Genomic DNA, 25749 nt, shown 5'->3' on the forward strand with positions numbered 1-25749 from the left:
AGCGTATCTATTCACGCCTGAATAATGAAAATTTCATCTCACTGCATTTTTTCGTGATCGTTTGCACACTTAGCTAATTAACTGCGCATCAATTAACAAAACAGTCACATTTGTGCTTGACGAAACATTCATCGCTTTTATATTGACCGTATTAAATAAGAAACAGAGTTTCATATATGAAACAAAAGCCTGGAGGATCGCGATGAGCTGGATAGGCGTATGTGACGCAGAACAAGTACAGGAAGATTTCCCTTTTAGCGGCAACGTCGAAGGCAAAGAGATCGGCGTTTATTTAATTGACGGTGAATATTACGCGCTGGAAGACGTATGCCCCCACGCCTATGCGCTGCTGAGCCAGGGTTTTGTGGAAGACGGCAAAGTGGAGTGCCCGCTGCACGAAGCGGTTTTCGATGTCAAAACCGGGCAGTGCCTGCACGGCCCCGGCGGCCGCAATCTTAACCGCTACCCGGTTCGGGTATTTGAAAACCAGATCCAGATTACGTTTATCGAGGAGACCGTGGCATGAGCGACACCCCGAACTTTAACCCGGCACTGCCGGAAAGCCGCCAGTTTACCCCGCCCGCAGAAGGTGGCAACGGCGCAATCCATAAGCCGGGTGATTACCAGAACCTGATCTGGCAAACCCGCAGTCGCATGCCGGAAAACTGGGAAGTGAACCTTATCGCCACGCTGGAAGATCTTTTTGAGCAAGGGGCCGAAACCCTACCGGAGCTGGTGAAAGGGCTGAACGCGGTACGCATGCACGACCAGCAGGGCGAGCCGTGGAGCGATGCCAGCTTCGAAGCATTCTTACAGGTTAACGGCTACTGAGGGCAAGGCGATGACGACAACCGTACAAAACTATCTAGATAAAGGCCTGCGCGGTCTTTGGTATCCGGTGCTGGCCAGTTGGGAAGTGCAGTCTGCGCCGGTGGGCATCACTCGTCTTGGCGAGCAGATCGTGGTCTGGCGTAACAAAGACGGCCAGGTACAGGCACTGGAAGACCGCTGTCCGCACCGGGGCGCGCGCCTGTCGATGGGCTGGAATCTCGGCGACCGCATTGCCTGCTGGTATCACGGCGTAGAAGTGGCTGGCAACGGCGAAGTGAAAGATGTCCCCGCTGTCGACAAGTGTCCGCTGGTGGGCCAGCAGTGTGTGCGCAGCTACAACGTCCAGGAGGCGCACGGCGCCATCTTCCTGTGGTTTGGCGTGACTGCCGATCAGCAGCCGGACGCGCTGAGCTTCCCTGCTGAGCTGGCCGATACGGAAACCTACAGCAACTTCCTGTGTACTGCGGCCTGGAAATGTAACTACCAGTATGCGCTGGAAAACGTGATGGACCCGATGCACGGTACCTATCTGCACTCTTCATCGCACTCGATGGCGGAAGGTGACCGCAAGGCCGACATGGTACTACAGCCGACCAAAACCGGCTTTATCTTTGAGAAAAAAGGCCAGAGCGGCGTCAACTTTGACTGGGTTGAACTGGGCAATAGCGGCACCTTCTGGATGCGCCTGTCCATTCCGTATAAGAAGCGTTTTGGGCCGGGCGGGCACTTCTTTATCGTCGGCATGGTGGTGCCGGAAGATAACGACAACTGTCGCGTCTTCTTCTGGCGTATCCGCCGCGTACAGGGCTGGCAGCGTGATATGTGGCGCTTTATGTACCGCAACCGCCTGGAAAAACTGCACTGGGAAGTGCTTGAGCAGGACCGCGTGGTGCTGGAAAGCATGGCGCCGAACGCCCGTGACCATGAGTATCTCTATCAGCATGACGTTGGTCTTTCCCGCCTGCGCCGGATGATGCAAAAGTTGGCCAAAGAGCAACTGGCAGTCCGCGAACAGCAGCAGGGAGCCGCCTGATGAATGGGCTGTTAAACGGTAAACGCATCGTGGTGACCGGCGCTGCGCGCGGCCTGGGCTACCACTTCGCCAAAGCCTGTGCGGAACAGGGGGCGGCGGTAGTGATGTGCGACATCCTGAAAGGTGAGCTGGTGGAGCGCGCACACGAGTTAAGCGAGCAGGGCTACGCGATTGAATCACACGTTATCGACCTGGCGGATGCTGGCTCAATAGACGCGGTATTCAATGCCGTTGGCGAACGCGGGCCAATTGATGGCCTGGTGAACAACGCGGCGATGGCGACCGGCGTCGGCGGTAAAAACATGATCGATTACGATCCGGATCTTTGGGATCGCGTGATGTCCGTGAACGTGAAGGGGACCTGGCTGGTGACACGCGCCGCATTACCGCTGCTGCGTGAAGGTGCGGGGATCGTCAATGTCGCGTCGGACACCGCGCTATGGGGCGCGCCGCGCCTGATGGCCTACGTCGCCAGTAAAGGCGCGGTGATTGCGATGACCCGCTCAATGGCGCGCGAACTAGGCGAAAAACGCATCCGTATCAACGCCATCGCGCCGGGGCTGACCCGTGTTGAGGCGACGGAGTACGTGCCCGCTGAACGTCATCAGCTGTATGAAAACGGCCGCGCACTCACCGGGGCGCAGCAGCCGGATGATGTGACCGGCAGCGTGGTATGGCTGCTCAGCGATCTGTCGCGTTTTATCACCGGACAGCTGATTCCGGTCAACGGCGGCTTTGTTTTTAACTGATTTTCGGAGTCGATATGGCAAACGATCAGGAAGTGAAATATCTGGTGCCGGGGCTGGAGCGCGGATTGCAACTGCTGCTGGCTTTCGGCGAGCAGCATCGCGAACTGACCTTTGCCGAGCTGCACCGGTTGGTGGATATGCCGAAGGCCACCGCCTACCGGGTGGTGCAAACGCTGGAATATATGGGTTTTCTGGAGCGCAACACGCGCACCAACACCTTCTCGCTGGGCATGAACGTACTGCGTTTGGGCTTTGAATACATTGCTTCGCTGGATGTGGCCCAGGTGGGCCAGCCGGTGATTGAACAACTGCGTGACACCAGCCAGTGCAGCAGCCATCTGGCGATCCGCGACGGGCGCGACATTATCTATATCGCCCGTGTCAGCGCCGCCGGCTCGCGTATCAACCAGGTCAGCATTGGTACCCGCTTGCCGGTGCACTGCACCTCGCTGGGGCGCATGCTTCTGACCGACCTCAGCCGCGCCGATTTTGAACAGCTGTTCCCGCAAGAACGCCTGCCGGGCAACACGCCGGGCCAGTTGCAGGACCGCGAAGCGCTGTGGCAGATGGTGCAGCAGGATAAGGTGCGCGGCTACGTGATTGGCGAATCCTTCTTCCGCCACGGTATCTCCTCCATCGTTTATCCGGTGTATGACCGCTGCGGGAAAGTGGCGGCCGTGGTGAGCATTCTGGTGCCGTCGGAAGAGATCCCGCAAAGCGATCGCGAACGGCTGCAAAGCGAGGTGAGCCTGGCGGCGGACAAAATTTCCGGCTTCTTAGGCTATCTCTCGAAAGCGAGCTAAATCAAAAGATTAACGCCAGGCGCTTGACTGCGTCGGGCATATTTTACGCCCAAATTCGGGTGATTAACGGTAAATGAGGCAACGAACGATGAGCGTAATCGGAATTGAAAAGCTGGAATTTGGCGTCGACGACCTGACGCACTGCGCCAAATTTATGCGTGATTTTGGCCTGACGGGAGACGCCAGCGGCCAGCGTTTTACCACTCTAAGCGGCGCCCGCGTGGAGCTGAACCCGATCGACAGCCCGGATCTGCCTCCTGCGTTTGAAGCCTGTAACACTCTCCGTCGCATGACCTGGTCGGTAGCCAGCCCGCAGGAACTGGAAACCTTAAAGCCGAAGCTGGCGCAGCAGCCGGGTTTTCGTGAAGTGGACGGCGCGCTGGAATGCCGCGATCCGAACGGCATGACTCTGCGTGTACAGGTGAGCCAGCAGGTGCCGGTTGAGCTGAATGTCGAGCCAATCAATCAGTGGGGCGACGTCCGCCGTATCGACACGCCGAGCCCGGTTTACGATCGCGCCGAGCCGATCAACGTCGGCCACGTGGTGTTCTTCGTCGAAGACCTGGCGGCGGTGGAGAAATTTTATCGCGACGTGCTCGGCTTTCAGGTTTCCGATCGCTATATCAATCGCGCGGTGTTCCTGCGCTGCTGCGAACGCGGCGGCCACCACAACCTCTTCTTACTGCAACTGCCGAACCGTAAGCGCGGTCTGAACCACGTTGCCTTTACCGTGCGTGATATCCATGAAGTGATCGGCGGCGGCATCGCCATGAACAAGAATGCCTGGAGCACCTTTATTGGGCCGGGACGCCACCCGGTGTCGTCGGCCTACTTCTGGTATGTCAACAGCCCGACCGGCGGTGCGTTTGAGTACTACACCAACGACGACTATCTGACGGAAAACTGGCAGCCGCGCGAGCTGGAGCATTCGCTGGTCTCCTTTACCGAATGGGCGGTGGAAGGCGGTATCGATCATGACACGCGCCGCCAGCAGAAGAAAACGGAGGCCCTATGACAACGCGCATTGTCATTATCGGCGGCGGTCAGGCGGGCGGCTGGGCAGCGAAAACCCTGCGCGATGAAGGCTTTGACGGCGAGATTTGTGTCGTCGCGGAAGAGGCGTGGGACTTCTACGAGCGCCCGCCGCTGTCGAAAGCCACATTGCTGGAGCCGGACGCTGCGTTACCGCGACTGTTCAGTGAAGCGGCGCAACAGGCGCTGAACCTGAACTGGTATCGCCCGCTGCGGGTGGAATCCATCCACCGCGAGGCGAAAACGGTAAAGTTAAGCAACGGGGAACAGCTTAGTTACAACATGCTGTTAATCGCCACCGGTGGACGGGCGCGCCTGCCGGGGGCGGCGTGGGAACAGCATCCGCAGGTTTACACGTTGCGCCATTGGCAGGATGCCCAGCGTTTGAAAGGGCGCCTGGTGGAGTGCAAAACGCTGGCGATTATCGGCGGCGGCTGGATTGGCCTGGAGATTGCTGCTTCGGCGCGCAAAAGCGGTGTAACGGTCACGCTGTTTGAGCAGCAGCCTGCGCTGTGCATGCGCTCGGTCAGTGCCGACGTCTCTGCGCGCCTGGCGGCTGTCCACCGCGAGCAGGGCGTGGATATCCGTACCGGCTGCGGCACGCTGGAGCTGGAGGATAACGATGGCCTGCCGACGATCCACTGTGACAGCCAGCGTGAAACCTATGACGCAGTCGTGGTGGGGATCGGCGTCGATCTCAATCTGGAACTGGCGCGTGAGGCCGGGCTGCACATCGACCGTGGGATCGTCGTCGATGCGCAGGGGCGGACCTCGGATCCGGCCATTTTTGCCGCAGGCGACGTGGCGCAGCATCACCAGTACGGCCTGTGCATTCAGTCCTGGGCCTTTGCGCAGAATCAGTCGGTGGCGACGGCAAAAGCGATGCTCAATGCAGATGCCGCAGGTTATGACGAAGCACCGTGGCTGTGGTCGGATCAATACCATCACAACATTCAGATCCTTGGCATTCCACAGCCTGACAGTAAAACGATCGTCCGTGAGAACACGCTTTTCTTCTCGCTGGACGGTAACGGACGGCTGGCGCAGCTGGTGGCGTTCAATGACGCACGCACCGTGAAGCTGGCGAAACGCTGGATGGCGGCTGGACGGGATCTGTCCGATGTTCCGCTCGCCGACCCGACCTTTTCACTGATGTCATTGCGATAACCGACGCACACCCTTAGGGGGGATAAATGACCACATTCGAGACGAACACCGCGCCTGCAGAGGCGAGCGGTGAGGGGACCCGTACGCCTGAAAAAGCCGTTCGCTGGGCGATCCCTCTGTCGCTGCTGGCCTGTGTACTGCTGGCGTTTTTCGACAAAATCAGCATTGCCGCGCTGTTTTCTGACGGCCATTTTCAGCAGGCAATGGGCATTGATTTTGACACCACGCGCCTTGGCATTCTGATGAGTGCGTTTTTGCTGAGCTACGGTTTTTCATCGGTATTTCTGAGTGGCCTTGGCGACAAGATTGCGCCGCTGCGCCTGCTGACCGGGATGATGGCGGTGTGGTGTGTGCTGATGGTGGCGATGGGCTTTACCCACAACTACACCCTGATGATTGTGCTGCGCATCCTGCTCGGTGTCGCTGAGGGTCCGCTGTTTCCGCTGGCTTTCGCCATCGTTCGCCACAACTTCCCGCAGCGCCTGCAGGCGCGGGCCACCATGCTGTGGCTGCTCGGCACGCCGTTTGGCGCGGCGATTGGTTTCCCGCTCTCCCTGTGGCTGCTCAACACCTTCGGTTGGCAGAGCACCTTCTTCGTGATGGCGATGCTGACCGTGCCGGTACTGATTTTCGTGCGCATTGGTCTGCGTGGCATCCGTCTGGATGCAAAGCCGACCACAGCGAAGGCGACACAAGACGAGCGACGTTTGGCGCGGCGCGAGCTGTTTGCCAGCCTGCACTTCTGGATTATTTGCATCTTTAACATCGCCTTTCTCACCTATCTGTGGGGCATCAACGGCTGGCTGCCGGGTTATCTGATCAAAGGCAAAGGCATCCATCTTGAACACGCCGGCTGGCTCTCATCGATGCCGTTTATCGCCATGCTGGCGGGTGAAGTGATCGGCGCATGGTTGTCGGATCGCGTCGATAAACGCGCGGCGGCCTGCTTTATCTCGATGGCGGGCGCAGGGGTTGGTCTGGCGGTGGTGATGCATCTGGATACCCCGCTGGCCGTCATCGCCGCGATGAGCTTTAGCACCTTTATGTGGGGAACCGGCGCCCCCAACATTTTTGCGCTGCTGGCGAAAGCAACCCACCCGCGGGTGAGCGCTACCGCCGGCGGTATCTTCAACGGACTGGGAAACTTTGCGGGTGCGCTGTCGCCAGCGGTGATGGGGGTGCTTATCGCCTTCACCCACAGCATGGATTCCGGGCTGATTTTTCTGGCGGTGATGGCGGCGGTGGGCTGCGTCCTGTTACTGCCGCTGCTGAAACGTTACTGAGGAGAGTGTCATGACTGATTCAACCGTAACCGCAAAACCGGGCATTAAACCTGACCATCTGACCATGGAAGAGTGGGTCGAGTCGCGCATTGCGCGCTTTGAAGGACGCAAGTACGACTGGAACGCGCTGAAGTTCCAGGCCGACTATGACCCGAAATATCGCCGTGCGCAGATGCGCTACATCGGCACCGGCGCGACGGGCGTGGCAACTGATGCCAATACCGTTCCCGCCGAGCACTTCACCTTCTCCACCATGGTGCTGCCGTCAAAATGCGAAGGACCGCTGCACCTGCACGATGATGTGGAAGAGGTGTTCTTCATGCTGAAAGGGCAGATCACTCTGATGATTCAGGACGGCGATAACTATACCGAAACCGTGCTGCGCGAACGCGATCTGATCTCTGTACCGCCGGGTATTTATCGCGGGCTGTTTAACCACGGCGAAGAAGAAGCGCTGATGTGCGTGATGCTGGGTACGCAGAAACCGCACATCCCGACCTATCCGACCGATCATCCACTGTCAAAAGTGAAGCGGGGCTAAGGGGGCGCTATGACGGGTTTTCGTGAACAGGGCTGCGGTATTCCGCTGATGCTGCTGCACGGTATCAGCTCCGGCGCGACCTCCTGGCATAAGCAGATGGCGCTGGCGGGCTTCCGCGTGCTGGCCTGGGATATGCCCGGTTACGGCGAGAGCCCAATGCTTGATGTTGCACGGGCCAACGCGGGGGATTACGCCGACGCGCTGGCGGCAATGCTGGACAGCGCAGGCGTTCGGCAGACGGTGCTGGTGGGGCATTCACTCGGTGCGCTGGTCGCCAGCGCTTTTGCGGCGAAATACCCCGACCGCGTGTTGCACCTGGTGCTGGCCGATGCCGCACAGGGCTACGGCCAGAGCGCGCCCGAGCAGCGCGAAAAAGTTTGGCGCAGCCGCGAGCAGCAAATTGCGCTGGGTGGCGACATCCTCGCGCAAACCCGGGCGGCGAAGTTACTGCACCCCGGCGCACGCGAGGCAGATATCGCCACCGTTGCCGCCGGAATGCGCAGGCTGCGCGCCGAAGGCTATCTCGCTGCCGCGTGGATGCTGGCGCACGATGATATTCACGGCTGGCTCAGGATCTACGGCGGCGCATTTGAAGTCTGGTGCGGCGATCAGGATGCCATCACCCCGCCTGAGCTGGTACACGGGCTGGCGCTGCGCTACGGCATGCTGTACACCGCTATTCCGCAGGCCGGGCACGCCAGTTATCTCGATAACAACGCGTTTTTTAATCAACAGCTTTTACGTATTAAACAAGAGGTGCGCGATGAATGCACAAATTAACGGACGTGTCGCGGTAGTCACCGGAGGGTCTTCGGGTATTGGTTTTGAAACGCTGCGTCTGTTGCTGGGCGAAGGGGCGAAAGTCGCTTTCTGCGGGCGCGATCCTGACCGCCTTGCCAGCGCCCACACGGCGCTGCAAAACGAATATCCCGAGGGCGACGTGTTTTCATGGCGCTGCGACGTGCTGAAAGCCGAAGAGGTGCTGGCGTTTGCCGAGGCGGTGAACGACCGTTTTGGCCCGGCAGATATGTTGATCAACAACGCTGGTCAGGGCTATGTGGCGCATTTTGCCGATACCCCGCGCGAGGCGTGGCTGCATGAAGCCGAGCTGAAGCTGTTCGGTGTGATTAACCCGGTGCAGGCGTTTTTACAGCAGCTTGAGCAGTCGGATATCGCCTCGATTACCTGCGTAAACTCGCTGCTGGCGCTACAGCCGGAAGAGCACATGATTGCTACTTCGGCGGCCCGCGCAGCGCTGCTGAATATGACGCTGACGCTGTCGAAAGATCTGGTGGAAAAAGGCATTCGCGTTAACTCAATTCTACTCGGCATGGTCGAGTCCGGGCAGTGGCAGCGCCGGTTTGCTGACCGCGCCGATAAAAACCAGAGCTGGCCGGAGTGGACGGCGGATATCGCCCGCAAGCGCGGTATTCCCATGGCCCGCCTGGGCAAACCGCAGGAGCCAGCGCAGGCGCTGTTATTTCTCGCCTCGCCGCTGGCTTCATTTACCACCGGGGCCGCTCTGGACGTCTCCGGCGGTTTTTGCCGTCACCTGTAAGGAAGCATCATGAAAAAGATCATGTTAATCGGTTATGGGGCAATGGCGCAGGCGGTGATTGAACGTTTGCCACCACAGGTGGCTATCGGTTGGATCGTCGCGCGCGAATCTCACCACGCGGCGATCCACGAGCAGTTTGGCGGCGCGGTCACAGTGCTGACCACGCCAATGGACTGTGCTGAGACGCCGGATCTGGTGCTGGAGTGTGCCAGTCAGCAGGCGGTGGCGCAGTACGGCGAGGCAGTACTGGCGCGCGGCTGGCATCTGGCGGTGATCTCTACCGGGGCGCTGGCCGACAGCGCGCTGGAGCAGCGCCTGCTGAACGCGAGCGGCAGGCTCACACTGCTGAGCGGCGCGGTCGCGGGGATCGACGGGCTGGCGGCGGCGAAAGAGGGCGGGCTTGAGCGCGTTACCTACCAGTCGCGTAAAAGCCCGGCCAGCTGGCGCGGCAGCTACGCCGAGCAGCTTATCGATCTCAACGCCGTTTCCGAGGCGCAGATTTTCTTTGAAGGCAGTGCCCGCGAGGCGGCCAGGCTGTTTCCGGCTAACGCCAACGTGGCGGCGACCGTTGCTCTTGGCGGCATCGGAATGGATGACACCCGCGTGCAATTGATGGTGGATCCGGCCACGAAACGCAATACCCACACCCTGCACGTTGAAGGTCTGTTTGGCGAATTTCATCTGGAACTGAGCGGCTTACCGCTGGCCAGCAACCCGAAAACGTCCACCCTGGCGGCATTAAGCGCAGTGCGCGCCTGCCGCGAGCTGGTCCAGCGCTGAGAGGCTGAAATGGATGAATTAATGATTTTTATCGGCGGCCACTGGCGGCACGGCGGCGGAAAGATGATGCAAAGCAGCTTCCCGGCTGACGGATCTATCAACGCCACGATGCACGCGGCAAGCCTTGACGATCTGCAGGAAGCGATTGAGTGCGCGGACCGCGCATGGCGTGAGCCGACGTGGCGCAACGCGCTGCCGCACCAGCGTGCGAAGATCCTGCACAAGGTAGCGGATGACATTGAAACCCGTACCGATGAGCTGGCGCACATGCAGAGCCGCGACAACGGCAAGCCGCTGGCGGAAGCGCGTGGCCTGGTGATGAGCGCGGCGGCGACCGCCCGCTATTTCGCCGCCGCCTGTGAGCTACTGGAAGGCGAACTGCCGACGCCGCGCCAGCCGGACCTGCTGACGCTGAGCCGCTATGAACCGCTCGGCGTAGTGGCGGCGATTACGCCGTGGAACTCGCCGATTGCCAGCGAAATGCAAAAAGTGGCCCCAGCCATTGCCGCGGGCAACGCGGTGATTCTGAAACCTGCCGAGGCCACGCCGCTAATGGCGCTGGAGCTGGCGCGAATTTTCGAACGAGCGGGGTTGCCAGCGGGCCTGCTGAGTGTGCTGCCGGGCAAAGGCTCGGTGATCGGAGACGCCCTGGCGCGCCATCCGAAGGTGCGCAAAATCTCCTTCACCGGCGGTACGACAACCGGTCGCCATCTGGCGCACGTGGCGGCGGAAAAGTTAATCCCCACCTCGCTGGAGCTGGGCGGTAAATCGCCGACTATCGTGCTGGAAGACGCCGATATCGAGCAGGCGGCGCGCGGCATCTGCTACGGCATTTTTAGTTCGGCCGGACAGGCGTGCATTGCGGGTTCGCGGCTGTTTATTCACGAACAGGTTTACGCCCCGCTGATGGCGCGGCTGCTGGAGCTAACTCGCAGTCTGCGCGTAGGCCATCCTTTCAACCGCGACACGCACGTGGGGCCGCTGATTAGCGAAGCGCATCGCCAGCATGTGCTGGAGTATGTCGAGCTGGCGAAGCGGGAAGGTGGACGCGTGCTGTGCGGTGGTGAGATCCCGGCGGATCCTGCACTGGCGGCGGGCAGCTTCTTTCTGCCGACGATCGTTGAGGGGTTGAACAACAGCGCTCGCGCCTGCCAGGAGGAGATCTTCGGCCCGGTGCTGGTGGCGATGCCTTTTCACGATGAAGATGCGCTGATTCACGAAGCTAATGACTCGGTCTACGGGCTGGCGGCGGGCATCTGGACGCGTGATACCGGCCGCGCCCTGCGCCTGAGCGAACGGCTGGAGGTGGGAACGGTGTGGATTAATACCTACAAAGTTTTCTCTATTTCGACCCCGTTTGGGGGCTTTAAAGAGAGCGGTCTGGGCCGCGAAAAGGGCATTCAGGGGCTGAAGGCCTGGATGCAGCAAAAGAGCATTTATCTGGCGACGGGTAATAGCGTCAACCACTGGTGCGACTGAGAAAGGGTGAGCAATGAGCGAAATGATAACCGTCGGCGACGCCATCGCCAGAACGCTGGAGCAGTATCACGTTGAGGCCATCTACGGCGTCATCTCTATCCATAACCTACCGATCGCCGATGCGGTCGGCCAGCGCGGCAATATCCGCTTCGTGCCCGCGCGCGGCGAGGCGGGTTCGGTCACCATGGCCGACGCCCACGGGCGTTTTTCCGGGCTTGGCGTGGCGCTGACCAGCACCGGCGCGGGTGCCGGAAATGCGGTCGGGGCGCTGGTTGAAGCAATGAACGCCTGCACGCCGTTGCTGCACTTAACGGGCCAGGTCGAAAAGGCCTGGTTGGATGCCGACACCGGTTTTATTCACGAGACGCGCGACCAGCTCACCTTCCTGAAGGCGAGCTCAAAGCGGGCGTATCGCATCAGCAATGCCAACCAGGCTATTGCGATTCTGCATAAGGCCATTCAGGAGGCGAAAACGCCACCGTGTGGGCCGGTCTCGGTTGAAATTCCGATCGATATTCAGAGCGCTAAAATCCCTGTTTCGCTGGTAACGGCACCGGTACAAACCCCTCCGGCAGCGGGTGTAACAAGCGATGTGGTGGATGCGCTGTGGGCGCAGCTGAAGCAGGCGAAGTTGCCGCTGCTGTGGCTGGGCGGCGGGGCGCTGGGTAGCGCAGACGCGGTGAAAAAGCTGGCCGATGCCGGGGTGACCGTTATTTCCAGTACCCACGCTCGTGGTGTATTGCCGGACAGCCATCGCGCCAGCCTGCGGGCCTTCCATAACTCGCCGTCTGTTGAAGCGGTCATTTCCGCCTGTGATTTTACGCTGGTGGCGGGCTCGCGTCTGCGTAGCAATGAAACGCGTTCCTGGACGCTGGAGCTGCCGCATCCGCGCGTACAAATTGATATCGACCCGGCGGCGGCCAGCCGTAACTATTTGATGGACAACACGCTGATTGCCGACTGTTCTGCGCTGCTTGCCGCTTTGGCGGAGAAAGTACAGGGACGTGAGTGGGGGGATGCACAGTGGGATGCGCGGGTGAGCGGTGCGGTCGCTCAAGCGGAGCAGGAGCTGCGCACGCAGTGCGGCGAGTATGCAAAACTCAACGACGCCATCGCCCGGGCGCTGCCGGAAAACGGCCTGCTGGTCCGCGATATTACTGTCTCTGGCAGTCTGTGGGGCAGCCGATTGTTCCGCGCTAACGGCCCGCTGATGAACATCCACTCCCTCGCCGGTGCGATAGGTATGGGTCTGCCGATGGCTATCGGCACGGCGATTGCCAACCCGCAGCGTAAGGTGGTGGGATTGGTCGGTGACGGCGGTTTGAGCCTGAACCTGGGCGAGCTGGCAACGCTGGCGCAGGAGAAAGCTAACGTCACGCTGCTGATTATGAACGACGGTGGCTACGGCGTGATGCGCGGTATTCAGGATAAATACTTCGGCGGACGGCAGTACTACAACGAACTGCATACTCCGGACTTTACCCTGCTGGCGCAAGCTATTGGGCTACAGGCATGGCGTGTTGAGCGAGCGGAGGATTTTAACGCCGTGATGACCGAAGCGCTGGCGATACCGGGGCCGTCAGTGGTGGAGGTGAAGATGGGACAGATTGGCGCGCTGAAGTTCGCCGGGCCGCCGCAGAAGACGTTGTATTGAGAGAAAAGCCGGATGGCGGCTGACGCTTTATCCGGCCGACTGAGCAGGGGGCAATATTGCCCCCTGGAACGATTATTTAATGCCGTCTGTCGCCATACGATCGCGAATATGTTGCGCACGTTCGGCAGACGCAGGGTGATCGTCAAACATAGAGCTTTGACGGCCCGCTTCTAACTTCGCCAGTTTCTCAAAACTGGTGGCCAGCCCCAATGGATCAATCCCACGTTTGCGCAACAGATCGTACGAATAGTCATCCGCTTCGGACTCCTGGCGCTGGGAGAACTGCGAGTTCACCAGTTTTTCGCCAAGATCGCCCAATTGCGATTGTGACAGGCTACCGACGATACCGCCCGCAGAGGCTGCAGCGACGCGAACGGCGTTAGTGCCCAGCGCAACCTGCATCCCTTTCTTCACGTGACCGAGCGCAACGTGCCCCATTTCGTGGCCGATCACCGCCTCGACTTCGTTGTCGGTCATCATATCCATCAGTCCGCTATAGACACGAATACAGCCGTTGGCCATTGCAAACGCGTTCACGTCTTTCGCCATATACACTTTGTAGTTCACCGGCTGCCCGTTGATGTTGTCACCGAGCGCGGACGCAATTTTGCTCAGACGTTTAGCGTATTCACTGCTGGCCGGGGCGATGGTTGCTTTACCGTCCATCTCCTGGCATGCCTGGTCGCTCAGTGTTTTGATCTGCGCATCACTCAGGCTATAGGCCTGCAAGGCTTCACTACCAGACGTCATCAGCCCGCCTGAATCCATGTTCTGACAACCGGTCAGAGCGAATGCAATTCCACAGGCTAGTAATGCAGAACGAATTTTCATTGTGATTATTCCACGTTAATGATTATTGCCATCATCTGAAATTTCCCGCTGTTGAAGAGCAGGGAATTTAGACAAAGTATAAAGAGAATCCTTATAAATGAGCGAGTAGATTGCGCAACATACATGCGTGTTCAGGAGATTTCCGAAACGGCAAAAGGATGCTCCATGTACATGGCACGCGGCTTGGGTTACATTGTTGGCACTTTTTTCCGGCGTAGCCCAAAACGCGCGGTCGTCAAGTCGTTTGGGTATGGCCTTCATCATCCGATCTGGAGTCAAAATGTCCTCACGTAAAGAGCTTGCCAATGCTATTCGTGCGCTGAGCATGGACGCAGTACAGAAAGCCAAATCCGGCCATCCGGGTGCCCCAATGGGTATGGCTGACATTGCCGAAGTCCTGTGGCGTGATTTCCTGAACCACAACCCGCAGAACCCGTCCTGGGCTGACCGTGACCGCTTCGTGCTGTCTAACGGCCACGGCTCCATGCTGATTTACAGCCTGCTGCACCTCACCGGCTATGATCTGCCGATGTCTGAGCTGCAGAACTTCCGTCAGCTGCATTCCAAAACCCCGGGCCACCCGGAAGTGGGTTACACCGCAGGTGTTGAAACCACCACGGGTCCGCTGGGTCAGGGTATTGCTAACGCAGTCGGTATGGCTATCGCAGAAAAAACGCTGGCAGCGCAGTTTAACCGTCCGGGTCACGACATCGTTGACCACTTCACTTACGCCTTCATGGGCGATGGCTGCATGATGGAAGGTATCTCTCACGAGGTATGTTCCCTGGCCGGTACGCTGAAACTGGGTAAACTGGTTGCGTTCTACGATGACAACGGCATCTCTATTGATGGTCATGTTGAAGGCTGGTTCACCGACGATACTGCTAAACGTTTCGAAGCCTACGGCTGGCACGTGGTACGTGGTGTTGATGGTCATGATGCGGAAGCGATTAAACGCGCAGTAGAAGAAGCACGCGCCGTGACCGACAAACCGTCCCTGCTGATGTGCAAAACCATCATCGGTTTCGGTTCCCCGAACAAAGCCGGTACGCACGACTCTCACGGTGCGCCGCTGGGTGATGCAGAAATTGCACTGACCCGTGAGCAACTGGGCTGGAAACACGCACCGTTCGAAATCCCGTCTGAAATCTACGCGCAGTGGGATGCGAAAGAAGCAGGCCAGGCGAAAGAGTCCGCATGGAACGAGAAATTCGCCGCTTACGCGAAAGCCTTCCCGCAGGAAGCTGCTGAATTCACCCGTCGTATGAAAGGCGAAATGCCGTCTGACTTCGACGCGAAAGCGAACGAGTTTATCGCTAAGCTGCAGGCTAACCCGTCCAAAATCGCCAGCCGTAAAGCGTCTCAGAATGCGATCGAAGCGTTTGGTCCTTGGCTTCCAGAATTCCTCGGCGGTTCCGCTGACCTGGCACCAAGCAACCTGACCCTGTGGTCCGGTTCTAAAGCGATCAACGAAGATACTGCCGGTAACTACGTCCATTACGGTGTACGTGAATTCGGTATGACCGCGATTGCCAACGGTATCTCCCTGCACGGTGGTTTCCTGCCGTACACCTCGACCTTCCTGATGTTTGTGGAATACGCACGTAATGCCGTACGTATGGCTGCGCTGATGAAACAGCGTCAGGTAATGGTCTACACCCACGACTCCATCGGTCTGGGCGAAGATGGCCCGACTCACCAGCCGGTAGAGCAGGTGGCTTCTCTGCGTGTGACCCCGAACATGTCCACATGGCGTCCGTGTGACCAGGTTGAATCCGCGGTAGCGTGGAAATATGGCGTTGAGCGTCAAGACGGCCCGACCGCCTTGATCCTTTCCCGTCAGAACCTGGCGCAGCAGGATCGTACCGAAGAGCAACTGGCGAACATCGCTCGCGGTGGTTACGTGCTGAAAGATTGCGCGGGCCAGCCTGAGCTGATCTTCATTGCTACTGGTTCTGAAGTTGAACTGGCCGTGGCTGCATGGGACAAACTGTCTGCGGAAGGCGTTAAGGCGCGCGTGGTTTCCATGCCGTCTACCGATGCGTTCGACAAGCAGGATGCCGCTTACCGTGAATCCGTTCTGCCGAAAGCCGTTTCCGCACGTGTTGCTGTGGAAGCCGGTATTGCAGACTACTGGTTCAAATATGTGGGCCTGAACGGCGCCATCGTTGGCATGACCACCTTCGGTGAGTCTGCACCGGCTGAGCTGCTGTTTGAAGAGTTCGGCTTCACCGTTGACAACGTCGTTGCCAAAGCGAAATCGCTGCTGTAATTACGTGGTTTTCGTTAAAAACGGGTCGCTCAGGCGGCCCGTTTTTTTTTGAACTTTCAGGATAAAGATAACGGGAATGGGGTTAACAAATGACCTTGTTCAAGGCGAACCACCCGGGGAAAGTGACGCTGTGTAAATGCTGCGTCATGGCTAATCGCCACCACGCTGGTGTCCCGCTGGCGGCAAACCGCGAGCCAGTTCTCGAAGACGGCCAGCCAGTGTGCGTCAAAGTCCCGGCTGGGTTCATCCAGCATCAGAATGGCGGGAGTCATTGCTTCAAGGCTTGCAACGGCGACCATTCGGCGCTGCGCCGTATGCAGATCCAGCGGATGCGCATCGGCAACATCGTCTAACTGACACAAATGCAACGCAGCGGCGGTGCGTTGCGCAACTTCATCTGGTGGTCGTTTTTGTAACCGCAATCCAAAGGCGACTTCTTCTGATACCTTGCTGTGAAACAGTTGGTTTTCGGCCTCCTGAAACAGGACGCCGAGGTTTTTTGCTCGCAGACGGTTTTTGTATTGCGCAATGGGTTTTCCCTGCAGGACGACAGAACCGGATGACGGGGAGAGCAACCCGGCCATCACTCGCAGCAGCGTGGATTTACCCGCGCCATTATCACCGGTCATCGCCAGCCATTCGCCTGTTTTGATCTCCAGTGAGATTGCCCGAAGACAATCGTCTGAGGCTCCCGGCCAGCGATAATTGACCTCCGTTAGCGTTAGCATTGTGCCGACAATTCTCCGTTGTGAAGCTGCCAGCTGTGTTGGCAATAGGCGAGAAAAGGTTCAGGGTTGCGCTCGAAAAGGATAATCAGCGCCTGTTGCGCCTTCGCCCAGTCCTGCAAACGCTCCAGCAGCAACTGGGTGGCGTGTGCGGTTAAACGACTGAAGGCTTCATCAAGGATCAGGAGCGTCGGTTGCATCGCCAGTGCACTGGCAATCACCACCCGTTGCGTCTCCCCGCCGGAGAGCGTACCGGGATGGCGATGGCGTAGCGTCTGACATGCCGTTAGAGTGAGCGCATGGTCGATGCGGCGCATGATTTCCGCTTCGCTGAGCCCGAGATTTTCCGGGCCAAAGGCAACTTCTTCTTCCACGCTAAAGGTACAACCGGAAAGCTGTAGGTAAGGCGACTGCTGGACAAGCTGAACGGTTTGCGACTGCTCCACCAGAGACCGCTCGCCGATTGGCGCACCCAGAAGGGAGCCTTTGCCCGCAATCTCACCGGGCAGAAAGTCGGGATACCAGCCAGCCATCAACTGAGCCAGCGTGCTTTTTCCGCTGCCGTTATCACCAAAAATCGCCACCATACCGGGTTTTGCGCAGTGGAAATTAAACCTAAACGCAGGGCGCGTGGTTTGTGTTGGGTGGTAGCAAAACTGTTCTAGCGTAACCATATCCAGACTCCTGCTTCCGCCAGCATAAGAAACACCATACTGTAGCGCGCCATACGCTGAAACGTACTGTCCGCTGGTGCCCATAGCGTGGTACGGCGTCGGTGTAAACGAAACGCCCGCATATCCAGTGCTGCGCCGCGTACCGCCAGATCGTTGAGGGCATTATGTGTCAGAGGAACAATCAGCGCTGGCATGGCGCGAAGCCGCTGATACCAGCCTTCATCCAGCGGCACGCCGCGTGCGCGTTGCGCTTCGTGAATGATCGACAGCTGTTGCCTGAGCTGTTCTACCACCAGCAGCGGTCCCGCAAACAGGTAGGCGACCCCTGGGGGTAAGCGAGACGCAAACAGCGCACGGATAAACTGGCGAACCGGTACGTACTGCATCCAAAGTTGTGACGTGGAGACTATCGCCAGAATCCGCAGCCACAACGTTATGGCTTGCGCCCAGCGCTGTGGATCGCGCGGCTTGCCGCTGATCCACTCGCTCAACCACCCACCGTGCACGAGCCACAGGCCAAATCCCAGCGAAAGCATCAGCCACGCAACGTATTTTGCCCGCTGACGTGTGGCCTTCACCCCCGCTAAACAGAGAAAGGCGGCTCCGCTGTAGAGCGGAAGTATGACGTCAGTGGGCAGCAGCAGCGTGGAGCAGGCCGCCAACGCCCACAGGGTTAACGAGGTGAACGGGTGCATTAGCGCACGGCTGACATCGTTGGGAAATGGCGTGTGGTGCGAAGCGGCAACTGTCGCAATAGCATCCAGACGATGACCGCCGTCAGGATCTTATCGACCAGATTGGCGCCCAGCACGGTAATGGCGACAGATTCCACCAGATTCTGGCCGACAGAGTGCATCCAGGCGATGAACAGATCGGCACCGCTGCCGGTCACGCCACCAAAGAGCGCGGTACGCAAGGGCACAGCAACCAGCGTGACCGCCAGTGTAATCACCACGCCGCTGGCCACGACTTTCGGTAATGTGCGAAACCAGCCAGCCCGGGCCAGCCATCCTGCGACAAGACCAATGACCATGGCGACGGGCGCGAATGCCGCCGCAATAGGATCGGTCAACAATCCCCACAGTAGATTGGTCAGTAATCCGGTCAACATACCGATGACGGGACCTAACAGCACTGCGCTTATCAGGGTGCCGATAGAATCCAGAAAAATGGGCAGTTTCAGCATGCTGATGAGCTGTCCGCCGATCATATTGATGGCTATAGAAATCACAATCAGCACCAGCGACTGGCTGGAAAATTGACGACGCGCCATAAAGAACCTCTTACCAGGTGAAGGATTAACGGGGGGAAATAACCAGTTCGTCATAGGTGGAAATCGCACAAGGCTGGCGGCTAAACGCCAGTGCGGTCAGCTCGCCGATCACCAGTTCAAGCGTGGTACGTACGGTACAGCCAGGCATCATATGGCCGCCCAGCATGGCGCCCTTTGGGTCTGAGACGCAGAGATGCAGATGTTCGCCAGCGAGTTCGAACGTGCCGCTTAACGAGATCACTTCATAGGTTCCGCGAAGCAGTGTGGTGTCTTCCTGTCCGGCGTACCGCAGGGCGACGTGGGTCAGACTGCCGGTACAACCTGCAATCCACGCGGCTTGTAGCTGGTATTGATTTATAAACGCATGTAACTGTGTGAAAACTTCCTGACCGGGAAGCAAACGAAGCGCATAAAACCGTGCTTCAGACGAGGGGAGATGAGATGTAGTCATATTTTGGGGGACTCCGAGACTCGGACGTAAAGCTGATAATATAGACGCTGGTGGCTGTGCTTCCTGATATAAATCAGGATTTCTAACGCGACAACGAAAAGATCTTGCTACGCTTATTCACAATTCTGGAATATGGAATAAAACCAACGTGTGTGGGTGCTGAAATGTGACGTAAGTCAGATAACTGCGTTCTTTGGCTGGACAATCATTCCTTTTATTCCTCGTTTCGCTTATTCTAGCTGAAGCGTTTCAGTCGATTAAATGTTCGACAAATAATCAATCAGTCGCAGTTTGCGACAGGTAAGGTTTTCCTCGACGATTTGCTGGATTACTCTGTCAGCCTCATTTGAATCGGGATAGCCTTGCAGGAGACCTATGACCGTACGCGTAGCGATTAATGGCTTTGGTCGCATCGGGCGTAATGTGGTTCGTGCTTTATATGAATCCGGACGTCGGGCGGAAATCACCGTGGTGGCAATCAACGAGCTGGCGGATGCTGCAGGCATGGCGCATTTGTTGAAATATGACACCAGCCATGGACGTTTTGCCTGGGATGTTCGCCAGGAGCGCGACCAACTCATTGTTGGCGATGATGCTATTCGCATTCTGCACGAACGGAGTATCGACGCGCTTCCCTGGCGTGAACTGGGTGTTGATATTGTGCTGGATTGCACCGGCGTCTACGGCAACCGCGAGCACGGCGAGGCACATATCGCCGCTGGCGCAAAGAAAGTGCTCTTTTCACATCCTGGCAGCAACGATCTCGACGCCACCGTGGTATTTGGCGTGAATCAGGAACAGTTGCGGGCTGAACACCACATTGTCTCGAATGCCTCCTGCACGACCAATTGCATTATTCCGGTCATCAAGTTGTTGGATGATGCTTATGGCATTGAGTCCGGAACCGTCACCACGATCCACTCGGCCATGCACGATCAACAGGTGATTGATGCGTATCATCCTGACCTGCGGCGTACGCGAGCCGCGAGCCAGTCGATTATTCCGGTTGATACCAAACTGTCCGCCGGTATTACGCGAATTTTTCCGCAATTCAACGATCGATTCGAAGCGATTGCTGTTCGCGTTCCGACCATAAATGTGACGGCGATCGACTTAAGCGTGACGGTGAAAAAACCAGTAAAAGCCAATGAAGTCAATCAGTTGCTGCAAAAAGCAGCACAAGGTGCATTTCATGGTATAGTTGACTATACGGAATTACCGTTGGTCTCGATAGATTTTAACCACGACCCGCACAGTGCCATCGTCGATGGGACTCAAACACGCGTGAGTGGTGCGCACCTGATTAAGACTCTGGTCTGGTGCGATAATGAATGGGGCTTTGCTAACCGAATGCTCGACACAACGTTAGCTATGGCTGCTATTGGTTTCAGGTAAGGCGCGTGAGCGCTTGCAAAACTTTAAGAATCAACGAGAGGATTCACCATGTCTGTAATTAAGATGACCGATCTGGATCTTGCTGGTAAACGTGTTTTTATCCGTGCGGATCTGAACGTACCAGTTAAAGAAGGGAAAGTAACCAGCGACGCGCGTATCCGTGCTTCCCTGCCAACCATCGAACTGGCCCTGAAGCAGGGTGCAAAAGTGATGGTAACTTCCCACCTGGGTCGTCCTACCGAAGGCGAGTACAACGAAGAATTCTCTCTGCTGCCGGTTGTTAACTACCTGAAAGACAAACTGTCTAACCCGGTTCGTCTGGTAAAAGATTACCTGGACGGCGTTGAAGTTGCAGCCGGTGAACTGGTGGTTCTGGAAAACGTTCGCTTTAACAAAGGCGAGAAGAAAGACGACGAAGCGCTGTCCAAAAAATACGCTGCATTGTGCGACGTATTCGTCATGGATGCTTTCGGTACGGCTCACCGTGCACAGGCTTCTACTCACGGTATCGGCAAATTTGCAGACGTAGCATGTGCAGGCCCGCTGCTGGCTGCTGAGCTGGACGCACTGGGCAAAGCACTGAAAGAACCGGCTCGTCCGATGGTGGCTATCGTTGGTGGTTCTAAAGTTTCTACCAAACTGACTGTTCTGGACTCTCTGTCTAAAATCGCTGACCAGCTGATCGTTGGCGGTGGTATCGCCAACACCTTCGTTGCTGCTCAAGGCCACAACGTCGGCAAATCCCTGTACGAAGCTGATCTGGTTGATGAAGCAAAACGTCTGCTGACCATCTGCGACATCCCGGTTCCGGCTGACGTTCGCGTAGCGACTGAGTTCTCTGAATCCGCAGCGGCTACCCTGAAATCTGTTTCTGACGTTAAAGAAGACGAGCAGATCCTGGATATCGGTGATGCTTCTGCACAGCAACTGGCTGAAATCCTGAAGAATGCAAAAACCATTCTGTGGAACGGTCCGGTAGGCGTGTTTGAATTCCCGAACTTCCGTAAAGGTACTGAAATCGTTGCTAACGCCATTGCAGACAGCGAAGCATTCTCCATCGCAGGCGGCGGCGACACTCTGGCCGCTATCGACCTGTTCGGTATCGCTGACAAGATCTCCTACATTTCCACTGGCGGCGGCGCATTCCTCGAATTCGTGGAAGGCAAAGTACTGCCGGCAGTAGCTATGCTCGAAGAGCGCGCTAAGAAGTAAGTCATTTAAGGGCAGGGAAACCTGCCCAATTTTCAGCGCGCTTTGCAAGCACGCACCATTTTCTAAGGCCCGACGATACAGGACAACGAAACATGTCTAAAATTTTTGATTTCGTAAAACCAGGCGTAATCACTGGTGATGACGTACAGAAAGTGTTCCAGGTAGCAAAAGAAAACAACTTCGCTCTGCCAGCAGTTAACTGCGTCGGTACCGACTCCATCAACGCCGTTCTGGAAACCGCTGCAAAAGTTAAAGCGCCGGTTATCGTTCAGTTCTCTAACGGTGGTGCTTCTTTCATCGCGGGTAAAGGCGTGAAGTCTGACGTTCCTCAGGGCGCAGCAATCCTGGGTGCTATCTCTGGTGCGCATCACGTTCATCAGATGGCTGAACACTACGGTGTTCCGGTTATCCTGCACACTGACCACTGCGCGAAGAAACTGCTGCCGTGGATCGATGGTCTGCTGGACGCGGGTGAAAAACACTTTGCTGCTACCGGCAAGCCGCTGTTCTCTTCTCACATGATCGACCTGTCTGAAGAGTCTCTGGAAGAGAACATCGAAATCTGCTCCAAATACCTGGCGCGCATGTCCAAAATCGGCATGACCCTGGAAATCGAACTGGGTTGCACCGGTGGTGAAGAAGATGGCGTGGACAACAGCCACATGGACGCTTCTGCACTGTACACCCAGCCGGAAGACGTTGATTACGCGTACACCGAGCTGAGCAAAATCAGCCCGCGCTTCACCATCGCCGCTTCCTTCGGTAACGTACACGGCGTCTACAAGCCAGGTAACGTGGTTCTGACTCCGACCATCCTGCGTGACTCTCAGGACTATGTTTCTAAGAAACATAACCTGCCGCACAACAGCCTGAACTTCGTCTTCCACGGCGGTTCCGGTTCTACTGCTCAGGAAATCAAAGACTCCGTCAGCTACGGCGTAGTGAAAATGAACATCGATACCGACACCCAATGGGCGACCTGGGAAGGTGTTCTGAACTACTACAAAGCGAACGAAGCTTACCTGCAGGGCCAGTTGGGCAACCCGAAAGGCGAAGATCAGCCGAACAAGAAATACTACGATCCGCGCGTATGGCTGCGTGCTGGTCAGGCAACCATGATCACCCGTCTGGAGCAGGCTTTCACTGAACTGAACGCGGTTGACGTTCTGTAATGTAAGCCATTCTGCATGACACGAGGCCCGCATTTGCGGGCCTTTTTTATGGCGTATTCAATATGCTGTCAGTGCAAAAAATGTGATCAATTTGGCAGAATCCGTCCTTTTTGTTTACTCTTGTCAAACTGCCGGTCTGTTGGGACCGGCTTTATTTCTCCCGTTTGGGTAAGCAAAAAAGGAATAGTGAATGGAAGATCTCAATGTTGTCGACAGTATTAACGGTGCAGGCACCTGGCTGATTCGCAACCAGGCATTACTGCTGAGTTATGCCGTTAACATCGTTGCTGCAATCGCTATCATCATCGTCGGGATGATCGTGGCGCGTATCGTGTCGAATACCGTGAACCGTCTGATGGTTGCGCGTCAAATTGATACGACGGTCGCGGACTTTCTCTCTGCGCTGGTTCGTTACGGTATCATCGCCTTTACGCTGATTGCGGCACTGGGTCGCGTTGGGGTTCAGACCGCCTCCGTCATTGCTGTACTGGGTGCCGCAGGTTTAGCCGTTGGTCTGGCGCTGCAGGGGTCTTTGTCTAACCTCGCGGCTGGGGTATTGCTGGTGATGTTCCGTCCGTTCCGTGCTGGTGAGTATGTTGATCTGGGCGGCGTCGCGGGAACGGTACTGAACGTGCAAATTTTCTCCACCACCATGCGTACCCTGGACGGTAAAATCGTGGTGATCCCGAACGGTAAAATCATCGCCGGAAATATTATTAACTTTTCCCGTGAGCCGGTTCGCCGTAACGAATTTATTATCAGTGTGACTTATGACTCCGATATTGATCAGGTGAAAAAGATCCTGACCGATATCATTCAGTCTGAAGATCGTATTCTGAAAGACCGTGAAATGACGGTACGCCTGAATGAACTGGGCGCGTCATCGATTAATTTCGTGGTGCGTGCCTGGAGCAACAGCGGCGATCTGCAAGAGGTGTATTGGGATGTACTGGAACGCATTAAGCGTGAGTTTGATGCGCAGGGCATTCGCTTCCCGTCGCCGAAAATGGACGTCAACTTCAAGCGCGTGAAAGAGAGCGCGGCAGAGTAATTTTTACGTTCGCGTATGGCCTGATGGCGCTGCGCCATCAGGCCTGGAAAGCCAGTCTTTCGTTGGCTGGATAAAGCGTTAGCGGCCATCCGGCATTTTCTCCTCGCTGCATTAATTCCTCTAATCTGTGATTAAAATTATCAATTTCCGCTAATGATTTTGCCGCGCTATAGTCTGCACTAAAGATGAATAGTTCGGGATGTCTAACGTGTTGTCTTATTATTTTCAAGGGCTTGTGCTCGGCGCGGCCATGATTCTGCCGCTCGGCCCACAGAATGCGTTTGTCATGAATCAGGGGATTCGTCGGCAGTATCACCTGATGATTGCCTTACTTTGCGCTGTCAGCGACTTACTGCTGATTTGTGCGGGGATCTTTGGCGGCAGCGCATTGTTAATGCAGTCGCCGTGGCTGATGGCGCTGGTCACCTGGGGCGGTGTGGCCTTTCTTCTGTGGTATGGCTTCGGCGCGTTAAAAACGGCAATGAGCAGTAACCTGGAACTCGCCAGCGCGGAAGTGATGAAACAGGGGCGCTGGAAAATCATCGCCACCATGCTTGCGGTAACATGGTTGAATCCGCATGTTTATCTGGATACCTTTGTGGTGCTGGGGAGTCTGGGTGGACAACTGGAGGTCGAACCCCGGCGCTGGTTCGCCCTCGGTACGGTGAGCGCGTCATTTCTTTGGTTCTTTGGTCTGGCACTGCTGGCCGCCTGGTTGGCGCCGAGATTGCGTACCGCCAAAGCTCAACGCACGATCAATATTCTGGTGGGTCTGGTGATGTGGTTTATCGCTTTTCAACTGGCAAAAGAAGGTGTTGCGCACGTTCATGCCCTCTTTATTTAGGCCTGGTCTGATAGACAATATGCAGATACCCGCTAAGCTTGCCTGCATGCGCCCTGAGTTTCAGGGCGATTAACGAAACATGGAGGAGCGACAGTGAAGTTCAAAATGATGGCCCTGGCGGCATTAGTCGGATTCAGTGCAATCTCGGTACAGGCAAATGAATTACCTGCCGGACCGCACATTGTGACCTCCGGTACAGCAAGTGTGGACGCGACTCCAGATATCGCTACTCTGGCGATTGAAGTGAATGTTGCGGCGAAAGATGCAGCAACCGCCAAGAAGCAGGCGGACGAGCGTGTGGCGCAGTATCTTTCCTTCCTTGAGCAAAATCAGATAGCGAAGAAAGATATCAGCTCAGCCAACCTGCGCACGCAGCCGGACTACGATTATCAGAATGGTAAAAGTGTCCTGAAAGGCTACCGTGCGGTGCGTACCGTTGAAGTGACTCTGCGTCAACTGGATAAACTTAACGCCCTGTTGGATGGCGCACTGAAGGCCGGTTTGAACGAGATCCGTTCCGTCTCGCTGGGTGTTGCGCAGCCGGAAGAATATAAAGACAAGGCGCGTAAAGCGGCGATTGACGATGCAATCCATCAGGCTCAGCAGCTGGCGGCGGGTTTTAACAGCAAGCTGGGACCGGTCTACAGTGTGCGCTACCACGTCTCCAATTATCAGCCCAGCCCGGTGGTACGGATGATGAAAGCGGATGCGGCGCCAGCTGTATCGGCTGAGGAAAGCTATGAGCAGCCAACCATCCAGTTTGGCGATCAGGTCGATGTGGTATTCCAGCTGGAACCTGCCGCAGGGCAGCAACAGGCAACTCCCCCTAAAGCCCAATAATCGACAAAACCCGGCGCCTCTGCCGGGTTTTTTTTAATTCTTTCCTTATTTCCCGCATTTATTCTGTGAGCAACTGTAAAAGTGGGACGCCGCATCCAG

At 56.9% G+C, this 25749-nt stretch carries 27 protein-coding genes; 21 read left to right on the forward strand and 6 right to left on the reverse strand.

What is annotated here, in order from left to right:
- Positions 1-202: 202 nt before the first annotated feature.
- The 14 genes from AC07NP_RS12780 to AC07NP_RS12845 all read left to right on the forward strand — a co-directional run bounded on the left by AC07NP_RS12780 (position 203) and on the right by AC07NP_RS12845 (position 12910).
- Positions 203-526 (forward strand): Rieske (2Fe-2S) protein, encoded by a 324-nt coding sequence (locus tag AC07NP_RS12780; protein ID WP_035892012.1) that lies wholly within the window; start codon positions 203-205, stop codon positions 524-526.
- On the forward strand, positions 523-831 hold the full coding sequence (locus AC07NP_RS12785) for a recombinase-like helix-turn-helix domain-containing protein (protein ID WP_203360025.1): 309 nt from the start codon (positions 523-525) through the stop codon (positions 829-831). The genes AC07NP_RS12780 and AC07NP_RS12785 overlap by 4 nt, the downstream gene beginning before the upstream one ends.
- Positions 832-841: 10 nt before the next feature.
- Positions 842-1864 carry a Rieske 2Fe-2S domain-containing protein gene (locus tag AC07NP_RS12790; protein ID WP_494660696.1) on the forward strand — a complete coding sequence of 341 codons (1023 nt, stop codon included), beginning with the start codon at positions 842-844 and terminating at the stop codon, positions 1862-1864.
- A complete protein-coding gene (locus AC07NP_RS12795) occupies positions 1864-2613 on the forward strand; it encodes an SDR family oxidoreductase (protein WP_494660697.1) in 750 nt (249 codons plus the stop codon). Before AC07NP_RS12790 ends, AC07NP_RS12795 begins: the two co-directional genes overlap by 1 nt.
- A 14-nt stretch (positions 2614-2627) precedes the next feature.
- Positions 2628-3416 (forward strand): IclR family transcriptional regulator, encoded by a 789-nt coding sequence (locus AC07NP_RS12800; RefSeq protein ID WP_490469706.1) that lies wholly within the window; start codon positions 2628-2630, stop codon positions 3414-3416.
- A gap of 88 nt (positions 3417-3504) precedes the next feature.
- Entirely contained in the window at positions 3505-4431 is a 927-nt protein-coding gene (locus tag AC07NP_RS12805) for a VOC family protein (RefSeq protein ID WP_494660698.1), read from the forward strand.
- Positions 4428-5615 carry an NAD(P)/FAD-dependent oxidoreductase gene (locus tag AC07NP_RS12810; protein WP_494660699.1) on the forward strand — a complete coding sequence of 396 codons (1188 nt, stop codon included), beginning with the start codon at positions 4428-4430 and terminating at the stop codon, positions 5613-5615. Before AC07NP_RS12805 ends, AC07NP_RS12810 begins: the two co-directional genes overlap by 4 nt.
- 26 nt (positions 5616-5641) lie before the next feature.
- Positions 5642-6898, forward strand: coding sequence for an MFS transporter (locus AC07NP_RS12815; protein ID WP_494660700.1), 1257 nt, complete (start codon positions 5642-5644; stop codon positions 6896-6898).
- A 10-nt stretch (positions 6899-6908) separates the two neighbouring features.
- Positions 6909-7439 carry a cupin domain-containing protein gene (locus AC07NP_RS12820; protein ID WP_203360032.1) on the forward strand — a complete coding sequence of 177 codons (531 nt, stop codon included), beginning with the start codon at positions 6909-6911 and terminating at the stop codon, positions 7437-7439.
- Positions 7440-7448: 9 nt separating this feature from the next.
- Positions 7449-8219, forward strand: coding sequence for an alpha/beta fold hydrolase (locus tag AC07NP_RS12825; RefSeq protein ID WP_494660701.1), 771 nt, complete (start codon positions 7449-7451; stop codon positions 8217-8219).
- A complete protein-coding gene (locus tag AC07NP_RS12830) occupies positions 8203-8997 on the forward strand; it encodes an SDR family oxidoreductase (RefSeq protein WP_494660702.1) in 795 nt (264 codons plus the stop codon). The genes AC07NP_RS12825 and AC07NP_RS12830 overlap by 17 nt, the downstream gene beginning before the upstream one ends.
- Before the next feature lie 9 nt (positions 8998-9006).
- The gene (locus AC07NP_RS12835) at positions 9007-9777 is read left to right on the forward strand and encodes an aspartate dehydrogenase (protein WP_494660703.1); all 771 of its coding nucleotides are present in this window, start codon (positions 9007-9009) and stop codon (positions 9775-9777) included.
- Between the two features lie 9 nt (positions 9778-9786).
- Complete coding sequence (locus tag AC07NP_RS12840) at positions 9787-11256, forward strand: aldehyde dehydrogenase (protein WP_494660704.1); 1470 nt, start codon at positions 9787-9789, stop codon at positions 11254-11256.
- 13 nt (positions 11257-11269) lie between these two features.
- Positions 11270-12910 carry a thiamine pyrophosphate-binding protein gene (locus tag AC07NP_RS12845; protein WP_494660705.1) on the forward strand — a complete coding sequence of 547 codons (1641 nt, stop codon included), beginning with the start codon at positions 11270-11272 and terminating at the stop codon, positions 12908-12910.
- 72 nt (positions 12911-12982) lie between these two features.
- Here AC07NP_RS12845 and loiP read toward each other — a convergent pair whose 3' ends face one another.
- The gene (gene loiP / locus AC07NP_RS12850) at positions 12983-13741 is read right to left on the reverse strand and encodes a metalloprotease LoiP (RefSeq protein ID WP_192613435.1); all 759 of its coding nucleotides are present in this window, start codon (positions 13739-13741) and stop codon (positions 12983-12985) included.
- A gap of 280 nt (positions 13742-14021) precedes the next feature.
- On the opposite strand from loiP, the gene tkt reads away from it, so the two are divergent.
- Positions 14022-16013, forward strand: coding sequence for a transketolase (tkt, locus tag AC07NP_RS12855; protein WP_494660706.1), 1992 nt, complete (start codon positions 14022-14024; stop codon positions 16011-16013).
- A 56-nt stretch (positions 16014-16069) separates the two neighbouring features.
- Here the strand turns inward: tkt and AC07NP_RS12860 are convergent, their stop codons facing one another.
- Genes AC07NP_RS12860 through AC07NP_RS12880 form a run of 5 tightly spaced genes read right to left on the reverse strand, consistent with a single transcriptional unit; the run spans position 16070 to position 19136 of the window.
- On the reverse strand, positions 16070-16741 hold the full coding sequence (locus AC07NP_RS12860) for an ABC transporter ATP-binding protein (protein ID WP_494660707.1): 672 nt from the start codon (positions 16739-16741) through the stop codon (positions 16070-16072).
- Positions 16735-17412, reverse strand: a complete 678-nt coding sequence (locus tag AC07NP_RS12865; RefSeq protein ID WP_494660708.1) for an ABC transporter ATP-binding protein — start codon at positions 17410-17412, stop codon at positions 16735-16737. The genes AC07NP_RS12860 and AC07NP_RS12865 overlap by 7 nt, the downstream gene beginning before the upstream one ends.
- Entirely contained in the window at positions 17400-18107 is a 708-nt protein-coding gene (locus AC07NP_RS12870) for an energy-coupling factor transporter transmembrane component T (RefSeq protein WP_494660709.1), read from the reverse strand. Before AC07NP_RS12870 ends, AC07NP_RS12865 begins: the two co-directional genes overlap by 13 nt.
- Positions 18107-18685, reverse strand: coding sequence for an ECF transporter S component (locus AC07NP_RS12875; RefSeq protein ID WP_301699353.1), 579 nt, complete (start codon positions 18683-18685; stop codon positions 18107-18109). The genes AC07NP_RS12870 and AC07NP_RS12875 overlap by 1 nt, the downstream gene beginning before the upstream one ends.
- 25 nt (positions 18686-18710) lie before the next feature.
- Positions 18711-19136: a PPC domain-containing DNA-binding protein gene (locus AC07NP_RS12880; RefSeq protein ID WP_494660710.1), complete on the reverse strand. Its 426-nt coding sequence runs from the start codon at positions 19134-19136 to the stop codon at positions 18711-18713.
- Positions 19137-19511: 375 nt separating this feature from the next.
- Here AC07NP_RS12880 and epd point away from each other — a divergent pair, with 375 nt between their 5' ends.
- The 6 genes from epd to AC07NP_RS12910 all read left to right on the forward strand — a co-directional run bounded on the left by epd (position 19512) and on the right by AC07NP_RS12910 (position 25650).
- Positions 19512-20531: an erythrose-4-phosphate dehydrogenase gene (epd, locus tag AC07NP_RS12885; RefSeq protein ID WP_203360042.1), complete on the forward strand. Its 1020-nt coding sequence runs from the start codon at positions 19512-19514 to the stop codon at positions 20529-20531.
- Positions 20532-20579: 48 nt separating this feature from the next.
- On the forward strand, positions 20580-21743 hold the full coding sequence (pgk, locus tag AC07NP_RS12890) for a phosphoglycerate kinase (protein ID WP_203360043.1): 1164 nt from the start codon (positions 20580-20582) through the stop codon (positions 21741-21743).
- Between the two features lie 92 nt (positions 21744-21835).
- Positions 21836-22915 carry a class II fructose-bisphosphate aldolase gene (fbaA, locus tag AC07NP_RS12895; RefSeq protein ID WP_494660711.1) on the forward strand — a complete coding sequence of 360 codons (1080 nt, stop codon included), beginning with the start codon at positions 21836-21838 and terminating at the stop codon, positions 22913-22915.
- 190 nt (positions 22916-23105) lie between these two features.
- Entirely contained in the window at positions 23106-23966 is an 861-nt protein-coding gene (locus AC07NP_RS12900; RefSeq protein ID WP_276293957.1) for a small-conductance mechanosensitive channel MscS, read from the forward strand.
- A 208-nt stretch (positions 23967-24174) separates the two neighbouring features.
- The gene (gene argO / locus AC07NP_RS12905) at positions 24175-24810 is read left to right on the forward strand and encodes an arginine exporter ArgO (protein WP_494660745.1); all 636 of its coding nucleotides are present in this window, start codon (positions 24175-24177) and stop codon (positions 24808-24810) included.
- A gap of 93 nt (positions 24811-24903) precedes the next feature.
- Positions 24904-25650 carry an oxidative stress defense protein gene (locus AC07NP_RS12910; protein WP_192613425.1) on the forward strand — a complete coding sequence of 249 codons (747 nt, stop codon included), beginning with the start codon at positions 24904-24906 and terminating at the stop codon, positions 25648-25650.
- Positions 25651-25749: the final 99 nt, after the last annotated feature.

It is taken from the genome of Citrobacter sp. GW821-FHT07H02, assembly GCF_059418505.1.

Bases quoted from the DNA above. Each gene is read 5' to 3' on its own strand.
- AC07NP_RS12785 (WP_203360025.1), top strand. From the start codon at position 523: ATGAGCGACACCCCGAACTTTAACCCGGCACTGCCGGAAAGCCGCCAG.
- AC07NP_RS12880 (WP_494660710.1), bottom strand. From the start codon at position 19,136: ATGACTACATCTCATCTCCCCTCGTCTGAAGCACGGTTTTATGCGCTT.
- epd (WP_203360042.1), top strand. From the start codon at position 19,512: ATGACCGTACGCGTAGCGATTAATGGCTTTGGTCGCATCGGGCGTAAT.
- AC07NP_RS12830 (WP_494660702.1), top strand. From the start codon at position 8,203: ATGAATGCACAAATTAACGGACGTGTCGCGGTAGTCACCGGAGGGTCT.
- AC07NP_RS12790 (WP_494660696.1), top strand. From the start codon at position 842: ATGACGACAACCGTACAAAACTATCTAGATAAAGGCCTGCGCGGTCTT.
- AC07NP_RS12795 (WP_494660697.1), top strand. From the start codon at position 1,864: ATGAATGGGCTGTTAAACGGTAAACGCATCGTGGTGACCGGCGCTGCG.
- AC07NP_RS12840 (WP_494660704.1), top strand. From the start codon at position 9,787: ATGGATGAATTAATGATTTTTATCGGCGGCCACTGGCGGCACGGCGGC.
- AC07NP_RS12820 (WP_203360032.1), top strand. From the start codon at position 6,909: ATGACTGATTCAACCGTAACCGCAAAACCGGGCATTAAACCTGACCAT.
- AC07NP_RS12875 (WP_301699353.1), bottom strand. From the start codon at position 18,685: ATGGCGCGTCGTCAATTTTCCAGCCAGTCGCTGGTGCTGATTGTGATT.
- AC07NP_RS12810 (WP_494660699.1), top strand. From the start codon at position 4,428: ATGACAACGCGCATTGTCATTATCGGCGGCGGTCAGGCGGGCGGCTGG.
- AC07NP_RS12860 (WP_494660707.1), bottom strand. From the start codon at position 16,741: ATGCTAACGCTAACGGAGGTCAATTATCGCTGGCCGGGAGCCTCAGAC.
- AC07NP_RS12780 (WP_035892012.1), top strand. From the start codon at position 203: ATGAGCTGGATAGGCGTATGTGACGCAGAACAAGTACAGGAAGATTTC.
- AC07NP_RS12800 (WP_490469706.1), top strand. From the start codon at position 2,628: ATGGCAAACGATCAGGAAGTGAAATATCTGGTGCCGGGGCTGGAGCGC.
- AC07NP_RS12865 (WP_494660708.1), bottom strand. From the start codon at position 17,412: ATGGTTACGCTAGAACAGTTTTGCTACCACCCAACACAAACCACGCGC.
- fbaA (WP_494660711.1), top strand. From the start codon at position 21,836: ATGTCTAAAATTTTTGATTTCGTAAAACCAGGCGTAATCACTGGTGAT.
- AC07NP_RS12845 (WP_494660705.1), top strand. From the start codon at position 11,270: ATGAGCGAAATGATAACCGTCGGCGACGCCATCGCCAGAACGCTGGAG.
- loiP (WP_192613435.1), bottom strand. From the start codon at position 13,741: ATGAAAATTCGTTCTGCATTACTAGCCTGTGGAATTGCATTCGCTCTG.
- tkt (WP_494660706.1), top strand. From the start codon at position 14,022: ATGTCCTCACGTAAAGAGCTTGCCAATGCTATTCGTGCGCTGAGCATG.
- AC07NP_RS12870 (WP_494660709.1), bottom strand. From the start codon at position 18,107: ATGCACCCGTTCACCTCGTTAACCCTGTGGGCGTTGGCGGCCTGCTCC.
- AC07NP_RS12900 (WP_276293957.1), top strand. From the start codon at position 23,106: ATGGAAGATCTCAATGTTGTCGACAGTATTAACGGTGCAGGCACCTGG.
- AC07NP_RS12825 (WP_494660701.1), top strand. From the start codon at position 7,449: ATGACGGGTTTTCGTGAACAGGGCTGCGGTATTCCGCTGATGCTGCTG.
- AC07NP_RS12815 (WP_494660700.1), top strand. From the start codon at position 5,642: ATGACCACATTCGAGACGAACACCGCGCCTGCAGAGGCGAGCGGTGAG.
- pgk (WP_203360043.1), top strand. From the start codon at position 20,580: ATGTCTGTAATTAAGATGACCGATCTGGATCTTGCTGGTAAACGTGTT.
- AC07NP_RS12805 (WP_494660698.1), top strand. From the start codon at position 3,505: ATGAGCGTAATCGGAATTGAAAAGCTGGAATTTGGCGTCGACGACCTG.
- AC07NP_RS12835 (WP_494660703.1), top strand. From the start codon at position 9,007: ATGAAAAAGATCATGTTAATCGGTTATGGGGCAATGGCGCAGGCGGTG.